We start from the raw sequence: 17,380 nt of genomic DNA on the forward strand, positions 1-17,380 counted from the left end.
TAAGCGTCCTTTTTTATTAGAATACAATATGAGGATGCTTTTTCTGTAAAGCTATGATTTTCTGTTCAAGCTTTACTAAGAAAGCCTTGTGCTGGTCTGATTCTGGATTAAAAGATCGGTGTTGTGATCCTTTTTGTATGGCATCAGCCTCTTTCATGGTTTTGAGGGCGTCTTCAGTTATAGTGCTTTCACAAAAACGTTCCCAAATATAATCTATAGCTATTTGGTTGGGGTGTATCATGTCTTCGGCATAAAAACGATAATCTCTTAACTCGTCCATCATAATTTCATAGGAAGGGAAGTAGCTTGTGTTTTTATTGCTTTCCTTTATTGTTTCATGAACAGCCGTGATGAGGTTGGCTTTGCTCCATTGGTTTTCAGTAAAGCCGTCTTTAATATGTCTTACCGGAGAAACTGTAAAAGTAAAGCTGATGTCTGGGTTTACTTTGGTAATGCTTCTAATGATGTTTGATAAGGCTTCTTTTATTTCAGATGTAGGTAGTAATTCTTTAATAAATTCCTTTTGAGGTACTTTGTGACAATTAGCTACAAGAGAGTTGGTTTTATTTAAGCGGTAAACCCATGCAGTGCCTAGTGTTAAAATAAGGTGAGATGCTTTTTTAAGCCTCTGTGAGCTGTTTTTAATTGTGGTGTTGAGATTTTCCAGTAATGCTTCTTTACTGTTACTACTAAGATCTGAATGTGCATCAAAACAATGCCAGCGCTCATTGTGGTGAAAAATATCAGCTTCGGTGAATTCCTTTTCGTTAAGAGAGTAATCTATAAACCTGCTTAAGGCGACAGGGTGAAACAATATCCCAAAAGGGTTAATGGTATTTTGGAATTTAAAGTAATTAAATTTCTCTCCCATATTTACTGCAAAGCAAGAACCCAAAGACACTATCTCAGAATCATAACTAATAGGTGAGTTACTTTTTGGGACAGGTATTTGGGTTCTGAATTGCATAATACTATAATTGCTTTTGTTTAAGCAAAAATAGTAATACATTTTTTATTTATAATTATTAAAGGTTGTAGTAAGTGTAAGTTGTAGTTTCCAGTAATTCGTTTGATCCGTTGTTGTGTTTTTTTACTTCTACAGGGAATTTTTTTTCATTATAAATGTAGTCGTACCTGTCCTGCCCTGCATTTACACCATCAATGTATTTTCTTTCCATAGTGCAGTTTCTGTCAGTAATATAGAAAAATATCCACAGTAAGTTTTCACGATTATTTACAAAAACATATGGAGAAAACGTTTCTGTAGTGTATTCAAAAGAACTTGACGTGTTGTTGTTTAAGTTTTCAACGAAAACAAAATGGTCAAAGTAAGTTTGGAAAGAAATACTTTGTTCTTCAAAATACGGATCGTTCTCTGATTGTTGTCTCATGTGAGTCTTAGTACTTGTATTATGGCTGAAAGTAGTTACATATACCAATGGTTCGTCATCTTCCCTTAGTACATATCGTCTCTTTTTTAATAAATTAAAAGAGTCGTACTCAAACTGAGTATATTCTATAGTCTCACCATTTTTTACCCTATTTAACTCTACCAGGCCGATATCGTAATTATAAATAAAGTCATCATAACTGCCGTCTTCATATGTTATTTTTGTGATTTTTCCACTATAACTACTGGTGTTGGCATATTCAAAATGCATGGATTTGATACTTCCGTCAGCAGATGTTATTGTTATGTCTTTCGGCATAGGGTGCTCATACAATACAGGTTCTTGTGCAGGGTTTTCGGGTCCCGCACCATCGTCTATGGAGCATGAAGGAGTCAAAAAAAGTAATGCAGTAATTAAAAGAAAAAGAAAATTTCTCATGAGTAAGGTGTTTGTTAGTTTAGTTGGTTAATTGTAAATGTATAAAAAAATAAAAACAGAAATAAAAAACGGTCGGTAACCTTAGTGTAGGATTACCGACCGTTTATATAATTTGATTGTAAAAACTATTTTATAAAATCGGCAGCAGCAGCAAGGGCATCATTTATACCATTTACGTTTTTACCACCTGCGGTAGCAAAAAACGGCTGTCCGCCTCCGCCTCCCTGAATGTGTTTTCCAAGTTCGCGAACTACCTGCCCTGCATTAAGGCCTTTCTCTGCAACAAGCTCTTTGGAAATATAGCAGGTTAGCATAGGTTTGTCGTCCTGTGCGGTAGCAAGTACAATAAACAGGTTATTGCCAAGGTTGCCCAGTTCATAAATTAGATCTTTAGCTCCGGCAGCATCAAGGTCTACCTGTTTTGCCAGGAATTTCACTCCGTTTATTTCCTGTATTTCGGCAGCAAGTTCGCCTTTCAGGTTTTTGGCTTTATCTTTAAGTAAGGCTTCTACCTGTTTTTTTAGTTTTGTATTTTCATCCTGTAATGAAGCAACAGCTTTAAGCGTGTCCTGCGGATTTTTAAGGGCGGCTTTAATTTCACTAAGTGCATTTTCCTGAGAAGCAAAGTATTCTCTAACTGCTTCGTTAGTAATAGCCTCAATACGGCGTATACCTGCGGCTATTGCGCTTTCGCTTACAATTTTAAAGTACCATATGTCGGCAGTGTTCTTAACGTGTATACCACCGCAAAGTTCCATGCTTTCGCCAAATTTAATAGCACGTACATTGTCTCCGTATTTCTCTCCGAATAGAGCCATAGCCCCTTCGTCAATAGCTTGCTGGAACGGTATGCTTCTTCTTTCTATAAGCGGAAGGTGTTCCTGTATTCTTGCGTTTACAAAGTTTTCCACCTGTTTAAGTTCTTCATCAGTCACTTTAGAGAAGTGGGAGAAGTCAAAACGAAGGTAGTTAGGACTTACTAACGATCCTTTTTGTTCTACATGCGTGCCTAAAACAGTTCGTAATGCCTGGTGAAGCAGGTGAGTGGCAGAGTGATTGCTCGCCGAATCATTACGTAGCTTCTCATCAACCTGTGCAGTAAATGTACTGTTTATATGTTCAGGTAGCTTTTTAGTGATATGTAATATAAGGTTGTTTTCCTTTTTAGTGTCGATTACCTCGATAGTTTCGTTTGCAGAAATAAGTTTACCCTTATCACCTACCTGACCGCCACCTTCTGGGTAAAACGGAGTATTGTTAAGTACTATTTGGTAAATGGTACCGTCTTTTTTAGAGTCTACTTTACGGTAGCGGGTAACTTTTACCTCGTTCTGCAGCTGATCGTAGCCTACAAAAGTTTCGGTATTACCTTCGGTTAGTATGGTCCAGTCGGCTGTAGAGACTTCCGAAGCGGCTCTCGATCTGGCTTTTTGTTCCTGCATTGCAGCTTCAAATCCGGCCTCATCAAGGCTGTAACCTTTCTCTCGAAGGATAAGGGCAGTTAGATCGATAGGGAAACCAAATGTATCATATAGTTCAAAGGCTTTTTGTCCTGAAACCACTTTTCCTTCAGTAGAGGTAATAACGTTTTCAAGTAGCTGAAGCCCCTGGTCTAATGTTCTAAGGAAAGAAGTTTCCTCTTCACGAATTACATTTTGAACCAGTGTTTTTTGTGATTTGATTTCAGGGAAAAACTCACCCATTTGGTTACTTAAGGTATCAACCAGTTCAAAAATGAAAGGCTCTTTTTTATCAAGGAAAGTAAATCCGTAACGGATAGCCCTTCTTAATATTCTCCTGATAACATAACCTGCACCATTGTTTGATGGCAGCTGACCGTCGGCAATGGCAAAAGCCACTGCTCTAACGTGGTCTGCAATAACGCGGATGGCAATATTTAGTTTTTCATCCTCATCGTTAGCAGCCTTTATAGTATATTTTTTACCTGTAAGGTTTTCTATTTTATTGATAAGCGGAGTAAACACATCAGTATCGTAGTTAGACTGTACACCTTGTAAAACCATACAAAGGCGCTCAAAGCCCATACCTGTATCCACGTGTTGTGCCGGTAGTTTTTCAAGCGAACCGTCGGCCTTACGGTTAAACTCCATAAATACGTTATTCCATATCTCAACAACCTGAGGGTGATCTGCATTTACAAGTTCGCGACCTGCTTTTTGTGCTTTCTCCTCAGCAGAACGGATGTCTACGTGTATCTCGCTACATGGTCCGCATGGTCCCTGGTCACCCATTTCCCAAAAGTTATCCTTTTTGTTACCCATAAGGATACGGTCTTCAGATATAAGTTCTTTCCAAATATCATAGGCCTCCTGGTCCATTGGGAGGTTATCTTCCTTATTGCCTTCAAAAACGGTTACATAAAGTATGTCCTTGTCTATTTTGTAAACTTCGGTAAGTAGTTCCCAAGCCCAGTGAATCGCTTCTTTTTTAAAGTAATCACCAAAACTCCAGTTGCCAAGCATTTCGAACATGGTATGGTGGTAAGTGTCAATACCCACTTCTTCAAGGTCATTGTGCTTACCTGAAACGCGAAGACATTTTTGGGTATCGGCTATCCTTTTGCTTTTTGGTGTTCCGTTACCCAAAAAGAACTCCTTAAACTGTGCCATCCCCGAGTTGTTAAACATAAGGGTTGGGTCGTCTTTGGTTACAATAGGTGCCGACGGAACGATTAAGTGACCTCTGTCTTTAAAAAAATCTAAAAACTGCTTCCTGATATCCTGAGATTTCATGCTTTATGAAAATGTTTATGTTCTTTAAAAATTAAAAAAGGTGCAGTTAGCTTAAAAAAACCACTGCAAAACCGTAACATTTGCTAAATTTGTTCGTTTATCAAAATACCCGATTTTACAACCTTTTATCTAAGGTGCAAAAATAGAATAAATTAGAACATGGCGAAGGTAAAATATTATTACGATACAGAAAATCTGGCTTATCGTAAAATTAAACCCAAAAAGGGAAAACGACTTGGTGTTGTGGCGCTTTTTTTAGTGTCTTCGGCACTTTTTGGTTTTTTGGCTTTTGTGGTGCTTTTAAATACTCCGTTTTTTGAAACCCCAAAAGATAAGCTACAGGCACGTGAGATAGAGAACCTTAAGGTGAACTATGAGATAATCAGTAAGCAGATGGAGGAAGCCACTGCCGCACTTGAGGCTATTGAGGACAGGGATAATAACCTGTACAGGGCTTACTTCAACACATCTGCAATACCTGATGAACAACGCAAAGCAGGCTTTGGCGGTGTTAACCGTTATAAAGAACTGGAGGGATATAATAACTCTGACCTTGTAATCAATACCACAAATAAACTGGATGTACTGCTTAAGGAACTTGCGGTACAGTCTAAATCATTAGATGAAATCGCAAAACTGGCAAAAGATAAGGAGCAACTATTGGCTGCCATACCTGCGATACAGCCTGTAAAGAATGAAGACTTGAGACATATGGCGTCAGGTTTTGGTTACAGGAGTGACCCGTTTACCAAAATCAGGAAGTTTCATGCCGGAATGGATTTTTCGGCTAAAACCGGAACGCCTATCTATGCTACCGGAGACGGGGTAGTGCAACGTGCTGATAACAGAGCTACGGGTTATGGTAACCATATTGTAATTAAGCATGGTTTTGGATATGAAACCCTTTATGCTCACCTTAGTAAATACAATGTAAAAGTGGGGCAAAAGGTAAAAAGGGGAGATGTAATTGGTTTTGTGGGTAGTACCGGTAGGTCTGAAGCGCCTCACCTGCACTATGAAGTGCACAAAGGGGGAGAGGTTATTAACCCTATTAACTTCTATTACGGAAACATTTCTGCAAAAGAATACGTTTTAATTTCTAAATTAGCTAATCAGGAAAACCAATCGCTTGACTAATGCATTTAGACCTGCCTGAAAAAAGATATTATAGCATAGGCGAACTTGCCACTGCTTTTAACGTGAACTCATCACTAATACGGTTTTGGGATAAGGAATTTGATGTCCTTAAACCAAAAAAGAATGCCAAAGGCAACAGGATGTTTACTCCCGAAGATGTTAAAAACCTACAACTTATATATCATTTAGTGAAGGAAAGAGGTTTTACGCTTGAAGGCGCAAAGGTACACTTAAAGGAGGGGCAGAAAAAAACTCTGGATAAGTTTGAGATAATTCGTAAATTAGAGGCTATTAAAACAAGTTTATTAAACATTAAAAACGAACTTTAAAAACAAACATAAATGAAAAAGTGGATAATTGTTATTGTAGTAATTGCAATTTTAGGAATTTGGAGTGTTTCATCTTATAACGGTTTAGTAGCTGTTAGGGCAGATGCTAAAACAGCTTGGTCTAATGTTGAAAGCAGTTATCAAAGGAGAAATGATTTAATAGGTAATTTAGTGAAAACTGTACAAGGGGCAGCCGATTTTGAGAAAACAACATTAACTCAGGTTGTCGAAGCCCGTGCAAAGGCTACAGCTGTAAACGTAGATCCTACTAATATTACACCGGAACAGTTAGCACAATTCCAACAGGCGCAAAACGGAGTGTCGGGAGCTTTATCAAGACTATTGGTTTCTGTGGAGCGTTATCCGGAATTAAAGGCAAATCAGAATTTTCTGGCATTGCAATCTCAACTTGAGGGTACTGAGAACAGGATAAATGTGACACGCGATAGGTATAATGAGGCGGTTAATACTTATGATATTAAAAAACATAAATTCCCGGCCGTAATTTTTGCCAATTTGTTTGGTTTTGAAGATATGGCTAGGTTTAAAGCTGAAGAAGGTGCTGAAAAAGCTCCGGATGTTGAATTTGATTTTAAATAAAATATAATAGAATGTCTGTAACCGAAGAATTTTTAACACCCGAAGAAGAAAAAGAAATTGTTGATGCGATAGTAATAGCAGAGAAAAACACCTCGGGAGAAATCAGGGTACATATCGAAAATCATTCAGAAAAACCTCCACTCGAAAGAGCTCAGGAGGTTTTTTATCAATTAGGCATGGAGACTACTGCTGCACGTAACGGAGTTTTGTTTTATGTAGGAGTTAGTGATCATACTTTTGCTATAATTGGTGATGAGGGAATCGATAAGGTTGTTGAGGCAGATTTTTGGAACAGTACTAAAGATTTGATTATTTCTCACTTTAAAGAAAAAAAATATAAAGACGGTTTGGTACAGGGAATATTAAAGGCAGGCGAGCGCTTAAAAAGTTATTTCCCATATACTGATGATGATGAAAACGAACTGTCTAATGAAATTTCAAAAAGCTAAATGAAACAATTGTTTAAAAATATAATGCTCTTAACTTTGTTGCTTTTAAGTAATGTAGTTTTTGGGCAAACCGTTAAAATACCTGAAAAACCCAATTTTATACCTCCTGTTATTGATAGTACAAATACACTCTCTAAGGCAGAATACAGGGCTTTGTATGATAAACTAAAAGTGTATAGTGATACAACCTCTACAGAACTTTTTGTAATGGTGGTGAATACGACTCAGGGGGAATTGCCAGCCCGATATGCGACAGATATAGGTCATAAATGGGAAATAGGTAAAAAAGGTAAGGATAATGGTATAGTGGTTTTAGTAGCGATACAAGACAGAAAGGTAACTATACAGGCAGGTTATGGTACAGAGCACTTACTTACAGATGCGGTTGCAAGATTAATTATAGAAAATGAAATTACTCCCGAATTTAAGAAGGGTAACTATTATGCCGGTATAGATAAAGGTACAACTGCAATTATGCAGGTAATGAAGGGGGAATATAAAGGAGAGCCTAAAAGAGGGAAAGGTGTTGGTGGAGGATTGGTTTTCTTTTTTATATTTTTATTTATTATAATTATTTCAATACTATCCCGCAGAGGTGGCGGTGGCGGTGGTCGTGGTAACAGGTCTGGAGGTTCTACTTTAGCCGATATAATAATATTAAGCAGTTTAGGTCGTGGCGGCGGTTTCGGCGGCGGTAGCGGCTTTGGAGGAAGTTCCGGCGGCGGCGGTTTCGGTGGCTTTGGCGGCGGCGGCGGTTTCGGCGGCGGCGGCGCTTCAGGAGGCTGGTAAAAATGATCTAACACTGGTTTATATAAAATAAAAAAGAGGCTGCAATTTGCAGCCTCTTTTTTATGAATATCTTGAATGTAATTTAGAACATCCAAAAACTATTTCCTCTGCTTTTAGTTTCTTTCCCGCCAAACTTTTTAATCTTATAAGTAAGTGAGAACATTACATAGCGCTTTAAAACAGTGTTTTGTTGGTCGTAAATTAAGTTTGATGATATGGTTCTTGATGTGCCCAGATTTTGATCTAAAATATCGTAAACTTTTACTTTAAACAATAACTGGTCGTTGTAAAAGTTATATCCTAAACTTGCATTCCATAAAAAGAAGTCTTTCTTAAACCCATCTGAAAGCTGTGAGTTGTAGGTGTACCCAAAGTCATTTCCTAAAACAAAATGTTTAGGCCAGTAACTGGTTGTTTGCAGGTTTATTACGTGGGTAAAATTAGATCGTGAATCAACATTGAAATTTGTATAGTCTGTTTTTCGGTAGGTGTACTTGTATGAAGGTGATATGTTTAATAACTCGCCAAAATCATAATTTATTCCGATTTTTGGAGAAATACGATATGAGTCTGACTCATATTGTATATTGTTTGTAAACGCCTTTCCTTTGTCATAACCTCCGCTTACTCCAATGTTTACTCTAAAAGAGTGCTCGTCTTTTTTAAATGTTTTATTAGCGCTTGCTCCAAACCATGTGCCGTATACTCCCGAAACATTGGTATAGGTAGTTGTGTTTTTACCGCTAGGATCTATAGTGGTTTTGTCAACTATATCACTGGTAGTATAATTACCTCCGCCATAAATATTATATCCTGACCTGGTAGAGTAATCATAATTACCGAATGATAAATAGTAGCTGTGGTATTTGTTTGGGTCAAGATCCGGGTTTCCTATAAAGGTATAGAGCGGGTTGCTGAAGTCTTCTACCGGTAGTACCTGACTTGCCTGTGGGAACCAAACATCGTAGCTGTAGTTTGCATATAGATACTTTGATTTGCTTAACCTATAATTACCATATAAGTTTACACTAGGGTATATGTATGTTTTATTAAGATTGTAGTTCGTTCCCAGATAGCTTGAAAAGTTGTCAAATTGTGAGATTGATGTTCCTGCTTCAAAAGTAAGTGAATACTTGCTTTTATTGATGCTTATCCCTGCGATAGGTGTTACAGTATTCGTTCTTGAGGAAAGGTAATTAGTTAATGAATCGCTGGCTATTGAAAAGTCACCGGTTTCTTCATTAAAGTTAAATCCTTCTCTGTCTTCAATTTGCTGATTGCTGGTGTATTCAGCGCTAATTATCAGTTTAAGTGAATCGGTTACCGGTTCAGAGTATCTTGCTCTAAGCCTATAATTGTCAACCGCTTTTCTGTTGTATCTAACCTGGTTTCTTATGTCTGATCTTGTATTGCCGTTTTCATAAAAGTAAGTGTCAGACTGGTTGTAATTAGCTCCTTCACTCTTGTTGTTTTCATTGTATAGTGACAGGCTAATCCCTCTGCCTTTATGCCTAAATGCTTTATGGTAATCTAAATTACTTTCAAAGTTGTTTGCGTCAGTTTCAGAGAATGTGGTTCCGGCGCTCTCATTGATTAAAACATCGTCCTGATTAGAGGTTTTTTGTGATGAGGTGTTTCGGTTTTTTGTGTTACTTTTTGTAAATCTCGGGCTATAGTTAATTGTAGAAGTTGAGTCAATTTTGTACTCAAACTGAGTGTTTACATTATGAGCATATTGATCGCTCTCACTTTTAGAAGTTGAGTTCGTAATGTTTTTTTTGGCAATTCCGGTACCGTCATCTGTCAGGAATGATTCCATTCGAATCTTGCTTTCATTTTCATTATTGGCGCTGGTATAAAAGTAGTTTATGTTAGGGTCGAGCTTTTTAAACCATGTGTCTGAAAAACTAATACCTACCATGTTGGACCTTGTTATACCTGATCCGCCTCCAAACTGTACACCATTAATATTAAAACTTCCGTTTCCGCTGTAATATATATTACTATTACGACCGCCTCTCATATTGTCGAAAATTTCATCCATGGAGAAGCCGGTAGAATTAATATTGTTTGATGAGGCAAGTACACTAAATCGTTGCTTGTCTTTAAAGTAATTAAAGAGAAGGCTGCTTTCATAGCGGTCGTCACTACCATACCCTGCCATAGCTTTTCCAAAAACACCTTTGTTTTTGTCTTCATCTATAGTAAGGTTAATACTGGCGTTATTACCACTGGCTTTTTCACCCGAAAGTTCTTCTTCTTTGGTTTTTGTATCGGTAACCTGGACTTTGTTGATAATCTCTGAAGGCAGGTTTTGAAGGGCTATTTTACCATCCTTGTCAAAAAACGGCTTGCCGTTCACTAATATCTGGTTTACTTCCTTTCCGTTTACGGTTATTTTACCTTCATCATCAATTTCCACTCCGGGTAATTGTTTTAAAAGCTCCTTTACATTGGCATCGGGCCTTACTTTAAAAGAAGAGGCGTTAAATTCCAGTGTGTCTGATTTTATTCGGATAGGAGGTACTTCTCCTTTAATAACCACTTCACTAAGTTCGGTTGCGTTATCTTTAAGGACAATGGTGCCAAAATCATCGTCTGCTTTAAGAATTTCAAACCGTTTAGTGTAACTGGCCATTCCGATAAAAGAAATTTTCAGGTAAACAGGCTCGTCAATTTTTCGGGTTTTCATTTCCCACGATCCATTCTTTTTAGTAATGGTGTAGTCTACTACTGTTGAATCTTTTACAGAAGTTAAATAAACCGTTGCCGATTCCAGAGGGTAGTTAGTGTCGTCAGTAACAACTCCTTTAAGGGTTATATTTTGGGCAAAACAAAATGTTGAGAACATTAAAAATAAAAAGAGGAGTAAGGAACTCTTTTTCATAGCGATAAAAAAAATTAGCTGGTTAGTAAGGTATGTCTTATTAAACAGCTAATTAATGATTTTAGTATGTTAAAAGCAAGGAAAACTTTACTTCTGACGGAAATAGATGTCTATTGGTACGCCCGAAAAGTCATAATGCTCTCTTAACTTGTTCTCTATAAAGCGTCTGTAAGGTTCTTTTACATATTGTGGCAGGTTACAGAAAAATACAAACTGCGGAGTTGCTGTAGGTAATTGCATGCAGTATTTGATTTTAATGTATTTACCTTTTAGCGCCGGTGGCGGATTGTTTTCTATAATAGGCAACATCAGTTCGTTTAACTTAGAGGTAGCAACACGTTGTTTCCTGTTTTCAAATACCTGTACTGAAGTTTCAAGTGCTTTAAGTAAACGTTGCTTAGTCAAAGCAGAAACAAACAGGATTGGTACATCGTTAAAAGGCTGAAGCTCTTCGCGTATTTTTTTCTCATAATCACGTGTACTCATGGTATCTTTCTCGATAAGATCCCACTTGTTAACCAGGATTACCACACCCTTACGGTTTTTTTCTGCCAGCCAGAAAATACTCTGATCCTGACCTTCAAAACCACGGGTAGCGTCTATCATAAGTATACAGATATCACTATGTTCAATAGCTCTTACCGATCGCATAACTGAGTAAAACTCAAGGTCTTCCTTAACCTTGGCTTTACGACGTATACCAGCCGTGTCTACAAGGTTAAATTCAAAACCGAAACGATTGTATTTCGTATCAATAGCATCGCGGGTAGTGCCTGCAATATCAGTAACTATATATCTGTCTTCACCAATAAGTGCATTTATGAATGATGATTTTCCTGCGTTAGGACGTCCTACAACAGCAAAGCGTGGTAGTGCTTCTTCTTCATCTGCTTCTTCCGGTTCCGGTAAAAGGTCGGTTAAAGCATCCAGAAGTTCTCCGGTACCCGATCCGCTCATACCGGCAATGGTATAGTACTCACCAAGTCCTAAGTTGTAAAACTCAATAGCATCGTCAACACGCATGGCATTGTCCACCTTGTTAACGGCAAGAAGTACGGGTTTAGTAACCTTACGTAAGAGTTTGGCTACCTCTTCATCCATAGGAGTTATGCCATCTTCTACGTCTACAACGAATATGATAACATCGGCCTCATCAATAGCAAGTTCTACCTGACGACGGATTTCTCCTTCAAAAATATCGTCAGAACCTTTAATGTAACCTCCTGTGTCTATTACAGAAAACTCTTTTCCGTTCCATTCGCTTTTTCCGTAATTCCTGTCACGCGTTACTCCGCTAACAGAATCTACGATAGCTTCCCTGCGCTGTATCAGTCGGTTAAAAAAAGTAGATTTTCCTACGTTAGGCCTACCTACTATAGCTACGATATTGTTCATTTCGTTGTTTTAAATTTTTTGCAAAAGTACATATAAACTGCTAAAATTGCTAAACAGCCTGTAACTTAGTTTTTTTGCTATGTTTTTGAGTTACTGTTTTATTTTTGGTTGTACCCGAAACGTTTAAGCTGGAATGGGTTAGAACGCCAGTTTTTGTTCACTTTTACAAAGGTTTCAAGGTGGATTTTTTTACCAAAGAATTTTTCCAGTTCTTCCCTTGCCTGTATTCCTACCTTTTTAATGGCTGCCCCTTTGTTTCCTATAATGATACCTTTTTGGGTGTCACGCTCTACCATAATAACGGCTCTTATCCTGATGATGTCTTCATCTTCAAAGAACTCCTCGGTCTCAATTTCTACGGAATAAGGGATTTCCTTATCATAATTCAAAAGGATTTTTTCGCGTATGGTTTCGTTTACAAAAAATCGTTCAGGCTTATCGGTAAGCGCATCTTTAGGATAATAGGGAGGGGAGTCAGGTAGTAATTCAATAATCCTGTTGAATACTTCTTTCACATTAAAATTCTCCAGTGCCGATATAGGATAGATTTCGGCATTTGGTACTTTTTCTTTCCAAAGTGTTACCTGTTCCTCCAGTTGTTCCTGAGACGACTTGTCTATTTTATTAAGTAATAGTAATACCGGTATTTGCGCGTGAATGATTCTCTTAAAGAATGCTTCATCCTTAAGGTCTTTTTCGCCTACTTCAACCATATAGATAAGTACATCGGCATCTTCAAAGGCCGATTTTACAAAGTCCATCATGGATGTTTGTAGTTCGTAAGCGGGTTTAATGATTCCGGGAGTGTCTGAAAACACAACTTGGAAATCCTCTCCATTCACAATACCCAGTATACGGTGGCGGGTAGTTTGTGCTTTAGAGGTTATAATAGATAGGCGCTCGCCTACAAAGGCGTTCATTAGGGTAGATTTCCCTACATTAGGGTTCCCTATAATGTTTACAAAGCCTGCTTTATGTGACATATAAAAAAAGTTATGCTGCAAAGGTAGTCATATCAGCGCAATAGAAGAAATAAAAAGATTTTTGTGTGTTTTTCTTGTAGTTCTGTATAATGGTCGTATATTTGCACTCGAAACAGCGCGGGATAGAGCAGTAGGTAGCTCGTCGGGCTCATAACCCGAAGGTCACTGGTTCGAGTCCAGTTCCCGCTACTAAGTAAAAGGCTTCACATATGTGAAGCCTTTTTTTTTTAGTTTTTAAATTGAAAGCTATGAAGGAAAAGGCGCTTAAGTATTTGCGAACTGTTTTTATAATTGTAGTTATTGCTTACAATTATTATTCTTTTGTCACATTTAACAGTGAGGAAAACAAAGAGTTTTGTAAGATGAAAGCTATGGCTATTAAGGGGATAATAGAGTATAAAAATGGACATGGTATTTATCAGTATATTAAGGTTGATAACATGGAATTAGCTTTTATGGTTGCAATTAGGAAAACTAAATACTCAAAAGGTTTCTCAGGAAGTTATAACTATAGTGTAGGAGATAGTATAATTAAAACAGCTGGTTCAGAAGAATTTACTATAAAGAGAAGGGATAGTATTGCTGTGCATATAATAGGTTGTGATGAATGGTAACCTATTAGTTTATTCTTTGATAAATAATAATGGCAATTAAATTAGATAGATCGAGGTATTTCAATAATAATGTTGTATATTTGCACCTGAAACATCGCGGGATAGAGCAGTAGGTAGCTCGTCGGGCTCATAACCCGAAGGTCACTGGTTCGAGTCCAGTTCCCGCTACTAAGAAGCTAGCGCTTGATTTTAAACGGTTTTAAAGCAATTTAAAACCGTTTTTTTATGCTTTCTATTTACAGACTTTTGCAATTTGAACAGGAATCTGAACACAATTTGAAAAAGAAAAAACAGTATGGGAAGGTAAGTATCTTTGATGCCGGCGGTGATTTATCTGCCCGTTGGTATGTTTATTACACCTTCCGCAACCCCGAAAATGGGCATTTAGAACGCCAGCCCAACATTTATTTAATATCAATGATTATGACACCTTACGCGATAGAAATAAAGCCGCCAAGCTCGTAAAGGAATCGGTGGAAGCAATACTGGCCAACGGTTTTAATCCGTATGAGAAAGAAGCATGCCGGGAACTTCAGTTGCAGCCACAGGAACCTGTAAATATTAATTCGGCCAAAACCATTACCGAAGCCATAGATTTTGCCATGGACATTGCCAAGAAGTTACAGGCCGAAAGCGCCTATCCTGATTTTAAAAGCCGTGTGACACAGTTTAAAGTATGGCTGGTTAACCGTAAGAAGGCTAAGGCAAAGATGAGCGAGGTACAAAGTATCTCCGTGATATTGATGCAGACTGCCGGAAGATTATTCTAACTTATTGATTATTAAAAATTATTTTTAATATATAAAAAAGGGTTGCCTCAAAGCAATAAGACAACCCTTTGTAGTTTAATTAAGATGCTCAACAACTTTTGCTGCCTTAATAACAAGAAAGTACAAAAATATCATTGGAAGTAATATTGACTTTCCTAGCGTAAAAGTTTTTATAATCCCTAGTTTATACTTTTTTAAATTAGGTATTGATACATTCTTAATGTATACTATCAGTACGATAGAAAAAAATACGATAAATACTATATTAAATATTATATCCATCCCATACAGTCTGTAAAATCATAAACAATTAATGCTACACCTATAGCTCCTAAATACCTAGAGGCTACTTTTCCTATTGCAGTTACTAAAGCACGTCTAGTCGCGAAGCTTCCCCAAAATCCTTCATGGAGCTCAAGCCCAACAAAAGCTCTGGCTACGCAGTCTAGTACTGAAGGATCATCATTTTGGACAGTATTATGAGTATAAATTAAAAGACCAGTTTGTATAGTCTGAAGGTCAGTAAGGGTTGAAATAGCGGGTGCCTCTTCCGAAGTAATTTTTGCTTCTGTAATTAGTTTTCTACTTGGAACAACCAAAGGAGCCATTGCTAAGTTTAATGTTTCTTCATAGCTCTCAGGATCTTTACTATATCCTTCACTTTTTACAATTTCAGCAACTTTCAAAGATACATTTTTCAATGTTGTTTCAAACTCTATCATTGCACTAGAGGTTGACTTAAACTGAGTTTCAATTGTCTTAGTTTGAATATTTGTACTGTTATCATCAGAAGTACAAGATATCATTAAACTACCAAAAACGGTAAATAAAATAAATTTTTGAAATACATTAATTTTCATCTCTGTTTTTTTAAAAATTTGTCCTACTCTTTCGTTTTTCGGAATTCACGGTAAGGATGGCCATTTTTACACTACAAAATAAAAAAGCAGAAGAAAAAAAAGTAAAATCAAGTCGATGAAATGCATAAAAAATCGATAAATTATGTTAAAGCGATTTTAATGTTGTTGATTTAGTAAGAATAGACTTCTAAAAAATAAATACCCCTCCCTCTGAAAATCAGTTCAGGGGGGCTATTATATTAATAGGTATAGATACTTTTTAATTAATCTTTACCATTTCTATTTCACCGGTTGGTACGGTGAATAAAGGTTCTGTATTATTGGGCAAGTCTGGATTTGGAAAATAATAAGCACCCTGACTTAGATTGAAAGTTATTTTAGGTGTAGCTGTATTTAAGAGTTTTATACTTACCCTGCTAGCAACATTATTTGTTATGTCATAGAAAGAACCGTATAGATCATCATCAGTGCCTTTTTTTATAGCTTCAGAAGGATAAAGGTCAGGAAGATTAGTTTGGTTTAAATTGTCTTGTATTAGATTACCATTTACTACTAATTTGTACTTAAAAATCACGACATCGCAATATGTATAGCGAAATACAGTGCCATTTTCATTTTCCCATTTTGACAATAGTTGATTGACTTTTTCTATTTTAACCTGAAACAATATTCCATTTTGATTGTATTGCCAAATGCCAACATATTGGTCTCTTTCATTGGCAGTGTCTTGTGCGTAATTTCCACTTGTTCCAAAATTTGTGTCAATATCAGGATTAGTTAGTGAAGTTGTAGATGTTACAGGTAATGATTGAGCTTGAATATTGAACCCTGTCAAGGCGATGAACATTATTATTAAGCTTTTCATTTATTCTTATTTGGTAGTTAAAGTAGTTAAAAATATTGATAATCAGTAGCTAAGTATAAAAAAAAGCCGCTCTTTTGAACGGCTTTTCACGAATAAATAATTCTTTTTTGACAACACCTTACCTTTGTCATGAGCTAATGTAATGAATAAAGCTCTCCAATAGAATGTGCTTTGTGGTATTAACAGCAAATTAACAGCTATCAACGGTAAGCTTCCCTGAAATGGCTATACCATTGAAGCCATTTCCTGTACTGAGAAGTCGGTCATGCCATCACCCAGATAAGTGCTTTTACAGGTAGTTTTTGGTATTAGTGTGTCGTAATGCTTACCGTTTTTAATTTCCCTGTATAATAGAATGTCAAAATTGCTCATGTGTTATTGAATCACATTGCAAAGATGCTTTAGAGAAATTTTGAAGTGTGAGTTTTAGGGGAGGTTAGTGTGGAGTAGTCAGAATTTGAGAATGTTAGGGTGTTTTTGTAGCTTTTCTATTATGATTTTAAAAAATGGTTTATCTTTGATTAACCAACCTTACTGTATTATGAAAAAAAATATTGTATTAATTTTAATTCTGATTTTTCAATTTACAACTGCTCAGGAAAAATCAGTAAATGAAAATCTAAAGCATGAATACAATTTAATGATTGAATCTGAAAGTTATAAAGATTATGAGCAGGCAGCCGGAGAATACATAAATAAAATATATTTCCGTAAAAAGTTTTATGAGATGTGTTATGAGAATATTTTTCTGGAAGTAATGAAAGAAAATATTGGAAATACCTCATTTAAAAGTTATGAAGAAGCAGAAAAAGAATATTTTGTATTAAAGGAAAAATATTCTGTTATGAAAGGGTCTAATAAGGGGGGTTATTTAGCTTTGAAAGACTCTAAACAGTGGGACTTGGCTGATATTATTGATCCTATAAGAAGACCAGAAGTAGATCCTTGTCATTGTGAAAGTACATATAGCGGAAACTCTAATGTTTTGGCTTTTAATTATGAGAATGTTCTTAAAAACAAAGAAGAATCAGTTGTTAGTACATGGATAATATATCAAAAAATTAAATCAACAAATCAGGATGCTTACAAGATGTGTAAGCTCGGCTGTGAGCAACAATAA

Annotated in this window: 18 protein-coding genes and 2 tRNA genes; 11 read left to right on the forward strand and 9 right to left on the reverse strand. The window is 36.7% G+C overall.

Annotation, left to right across the window (positions count from 1 at the left end; genetic code table 11):
* Window positions 1-16: 16 nt before the first annotated feature.
* The 3 genes from ABS768_RS16260 to alaS form a co-directional block, all read right to left on the reverse strand.
* On the reverse strand, window positions 17-967 hold the full coding sequence (locus tag ABS768_RS16260; RefSeq protein ID WP_408076021.1) for a GSCFA domain-containing protein: 951 nt from the start codon (window positions 965-967) through the stop codon (window positions 17-19).
* Between the two features lie 58 nt (window positions 968-1,025).
* Complete coding sequence (locus tag ABS768_RS16265) at window positions 1,026-1,829, reverse strand: hypothetical protein (protein WP_408076022.1); 804 nt, start codon at window positions 1,827-1,829, stop codon at window positions 1,026-1,028.
* Window positions 1,830-1,954: 125 nt separating this feature from the next.
* Window positions 1,955-4,582 carry an alanine--tRNA ligase gene (gene alaS / locus ABS768_RS16270; protein ID WP_408076023.1) on the reverse strand — a complete coding sequence of 876 codons (2,628 nt, stop codon included), beginning with the start codon at window positions 4,580-4,582 and terminating at the stop codon, window positions 1,955-1,957.
* 159 nt (window positions 4,583-4,741) lie between these two features.
* On the opposite strand from alaS, the gene ABS768_RS16275 reads away from it, so the two are divergent.
* The 5 genes from ABS768_RS16275 to ABS768_RS16295 are packed head-to-tail and all read left to right on the forward strand — an operon-like array spanning window position 4,742 to window position 7,886.
* The gene (locus ABS768_RS16275; RefSeq protein WP_408076024.1) at window positions 4,742-5,719 is read left to right on the forward strand and encodes a M23 family metallopeptidase; all 978 of its coding nucleotides are present in this window, start codon (window positions 4,742-4,744) and stop codon (window positions 5,717-5,719) included.
* On the forward strand, window positions 5,719-6,048 hold the full coding sequence (locus ABS768_RS16280; RefSeq protein WP_035135955.1) for a MerR family transcriptional regulator: 330 nt from the start codon (window positions 5,719-5,721) through the stop codon (window positions 6,046-6,048). Before ABS768_RS16275 ends, ABS768_RS16280 begins: the two co-directional genes overlap by 1 nt.
* A 12-nt stretch (window positions 6,049-6,060) precedes the next feature.
* Window positions 6,061-6,648: a LemA family protein gene (locus tag ABS768_RS16285; RefSeq protein WP_408076025.1), complete on the forward strand. Its 588-nt coding sequence runs from the start codon at window positions 6,061-6,063 to the stop codon at window positions 6,646-6,648.
* 11 nt (window positions 6,649-6,659) lie between these two features.
* Window positions 6,660-7,097 (forward strand): TPM domain-containing protein, encoded by a 438-nt coding sequence (locus ABS768_RS16290; protein ID WP_408076026.1) that lies wholly within the window; start codon window positions 6,660-6,662, stop codon window positions 7,095-7,097.
* The gene (locus ABS768_RS16295; protein ID WP_408076027.1) at window positions 7,098-7,886 is read left to right on the forward strand and encodes a TPM domain-containing protein; all 789 of its coding nucleotides are present in this window, start codon (window positions 7,098-7,100) and stop codon (window positions 7,884-7,886) included.
* Between the two features lie 82 nt (window positions 7,887-7,968).
* Here ABS768_RS16295 and ABS768_RS16300 read toward each other — a convergent pair whose 3' ends face one another.
* The 3 genes from ABS768_RS16300 to era form a co-directional block, all read right to left on the reverse strand.
* Window positions 7,969-10,773, reverse strand: a complete 2,805-nt coding sequence (locus ABS768_RS16300) for an outer membrane beta-barrel protein (RefSeq protein ID WP_408076028.1) — start codon at window positions 10,771-10,773, stop codon at window positions 7,969-7,971.
* Window positions 10,774-10,860: 87 nt separating this feature from the next.
* Complete coding sequence (der, locus tag ABS768_RS16305; RefSeq protein ID WP_408076029.1) at window positions 10,861-12,168, reverse strand: ribosome biogenesis GTPase Der; 1,308 nt, start codon at window positions 12,166-12,168, stop codon at window positions 10,861-10,863.
* Between the two features lie 98 nt (window positions 12,169-12,266).
* Window positions 12,267-13,151 (reverse strand): GTPase Era, encoded by an 885-nt coding sequence (gene era, locus ABS768_RS16310; protein ID WP_408076030.1) that lies wholly within the window; start codon window positions 13,149-13,151, stop codon window positions 12,267-12,269.
* Between the two features lie 116 nt (window positions 13,152-13,267).
* Here era and ABS768_RS16315 point away from each other — a divergent pair.
* From ABS768_RS16315 to ABS768_RS16335, 5 genes are all read left to right on the forward strand, one after another.
* Window positions 13,268-13,340, forward strand: a tRNA-Met gene (locus tag ABS768_RS16315).
* A gap of 59 nt (window positions 13,341-13,399) precedes the next feature.
* Window positions 13,400-13,765 carry a hypothetical protein gene (locus ABS768_RS16320; protein ID WP_408076031.1) on the forward strand — a complete coding sequence of 122 codons (366 nt, stop codon included), beginning with the start codon at window positions 13,400-13,402 and terminating at the stop codon, window positions 13,763-13,765.
* 95 nt (window positions 13,766-13,860) lie between these two features.
* Window positions 13,861-13,933 (forward strand) — tRNA-Met (locus tag ABS768_RS16325).
* Between the two features lie 57 nt (window positions 13,934-13,990).
* Window positions 13,991-14,230 (forward strand): hypothetical protein, encoded by a 240-nt coding sequence (locus ABS768_RS16330; protein ID WP_408076032.1) that lies wholly within the window; start codon window positions 13,991-13,993, stop codon window positions 14,228-14,230.
* A gap of 8 nt (window positions 14,231-14,238) precedes the next feature.
* Window positions 14,239-14,535, forward strand: a complete 297-nt coding sequence (locus tag ABS768_RS16335; protein WP_408076033.1) for a hypothetical protein — start codon at window positions 14,239-14,241, stop codon at window positions 14,533-14,535.
* Window positions 14,536-14,807: 272 nt separating this feature from the next.
* On the opposite strand, the gene ABS768_RS16340 is transcribed toward ABS768_RS16335, so the two are convergent.
* From ABS768_RS16340 to ABS768_RS16350, 3 genes are all read right to left on the reverse strand, one after another.
* Window positions 14,808-15,395 carry a hypothetical protein gene (locus tag ABS768_RS16340; RefSeq protein ID WP_408076034.1) on the reverse strand — a complete coding sequence of 196 codons (588 nt, stop codon included), beginning with the start codon at window positions 15,393-15,395 and terminating at the stop codon, window positions 14,808-14,810.
* 259 nt (window positions 15,396-15,654) lie between these two features.
* Window positions 15,655-16,260: a DUF6705 family protein gene (locus ABS768_RS16345; protein WP_408076035.1), complete on the reverse strand. Its 606-nt coding sequence runs from the start codon at window positions 16,258-16,260 to the stop codon at window positions 15,655-15,657.
* A 225-nt stretch (window positions 16,261-16,485) separates the two neighbouring features.
* Window positions 16,486-16,632 (reverse strand): hypothetical protein, encoded by a 147-nt coding sequence (locus ABS768_RS16350; protein WP_408076036.1) that lies wholly within the window; start codon window positions 16,630-16,632, stop codon window positions 16,486-16,488.
* Between the two features lie 169 nt (window positions 16,633-16,801).
* On the opposite strand from ABS768_RS16350, the gene ABS768_RS16355 reads away from it, so the two are divergent.
* A complete protein-coding gene (locus ABS768_RS16355; protein WP_408076037.1) occupies window positions 16,802-17,380 on the forward strand; it encodes a hypothetical protein in 579 nt (192 codons plus the stop codon).

The organism is Flavobacterium rhizophilum (assembly GCF_046000485.1).
Lineage (GTDB): Bacteria > Bacteroidota > Bacteroidia > Flavobacteriales > Flavobacteriaceae > Flavobacterium > Flavobacterium rhizophilum.

Bases quoted from the DNA above. Each gene is read 5' to 3' on its own strand.
- ABS768_RS16275 (WP_408076024.1), top strand. From the start codon at position 4,742: ATGGCGAAGGTAAAATATTATTACGATACAGAAAATCTGGCTTATCGT.
- ABS768_RS16350 (WP_408076036.1), bottom strand. From the start codon at position 16,632: ATGAGCAATTTTGACATTCTATTATACAGGGAAATTAAAAACGGTAAG.
- der (WP_408076029.1), bottom strand. From the start codon at position 12,168: ATGAACAATATCGTAGCTATAGTAGGTAGGCCTAACGTAGGAAAATCT.
- ABS768_RS16265 (WP_408076022.1), bottom strand. From the start codon at position 1,829: ATGAGAAATTTTCTTTTTCTTTTAATTACTGCATTACTTTTTTTGACT.
- ABS768_RS16260 (WP_408076021.1), bottom strand. From the start codon at position 967: ATGCAATTCAGAACCCAAATACCTGTCCCAAAAAGTAACTCACCTATT.
- ABS768_RS16280 (WP_035135955.1), top strand. From the start codon at position 5,719: ATGCATTTAGACCTGCCTGAAAAAAGATATTATAGCATAGGCGAACTT.
- ABS768_RS16295 (WP_408076027.1), top strand. From the start codon at position 7,098: ATGAAACAATTGTTTAAAAATATAATGCTCTTAACTTTGTTGCTTTTA.
- ABS768_RS16320 (WP_408076031.1), top strand. From the start codon at position 13,400: ATGAAGGAAAAGGCGCTTAAGTATTTGCGAACTGTTTTTATAATTGTA.
- ABS768_RS16340 (WP_408076034.1), bottom strand. From the start codon at position 15,395: ATGAAAATTAATGTATTTCAAAAATTTATTTTATTTACCGTTTTTGGT.
- ABS768_RS16345 (WP_408076035.1), bottom strand. From the start codon at position 16,260: ATGAAAAGCTTAATAATAATGTTCATCGCCTTGACAGGGTTCAATATT.
- ABS768_RS16285 (WP_408076025.1), top strand. From the start codon at position 6,061: ATGAAAAAGTGGATAATTGTTATTGTAGTAATTGCAATTTTAGGAATT.
- ABS768_RS16290 (WP_408076026.1), top strand. From the start codon at position 6,660: ATGTCTGTAACCGAAGAATTTTTAACACCCGAAGAAGAAAAAGAAATT.
- ABS768_RS16330 (WP_408076032.1), top strand. From the start codon at position 13,991: ATGCTTTCTATTTACAGACTTTTGCAATTTGAACAGGAATCTGAACAC.
- era (WP_408076030.1), bottom strand. From the start codon at position 13,151: ATGTCACATAAAGCAGGCTTTGTAAACATTATAGGGAACCCTAATGTA.
- ABS768_RS16355 (WP_408076037.1), top strand. From the start codon at position 16,802: ATGAAAAAAAATATTGTATTAATTTTAATTCTGATTTTTCAATTTACA.
- ABS768_RS16300 (WP_408076028.1), bottom strand. From the start codon at position 10,773: ATGAAAAAGAGTTCCTTACTCCTCTTTTTATTTTTAATGTTCTCAACA.
- alaS (WP_408076023.1), bottom strand. From the start codon at position 4,582: ATGAAATCTCAGGATATCAGGAAGCAGTTTTTAGATTTTTTTAAAGAC.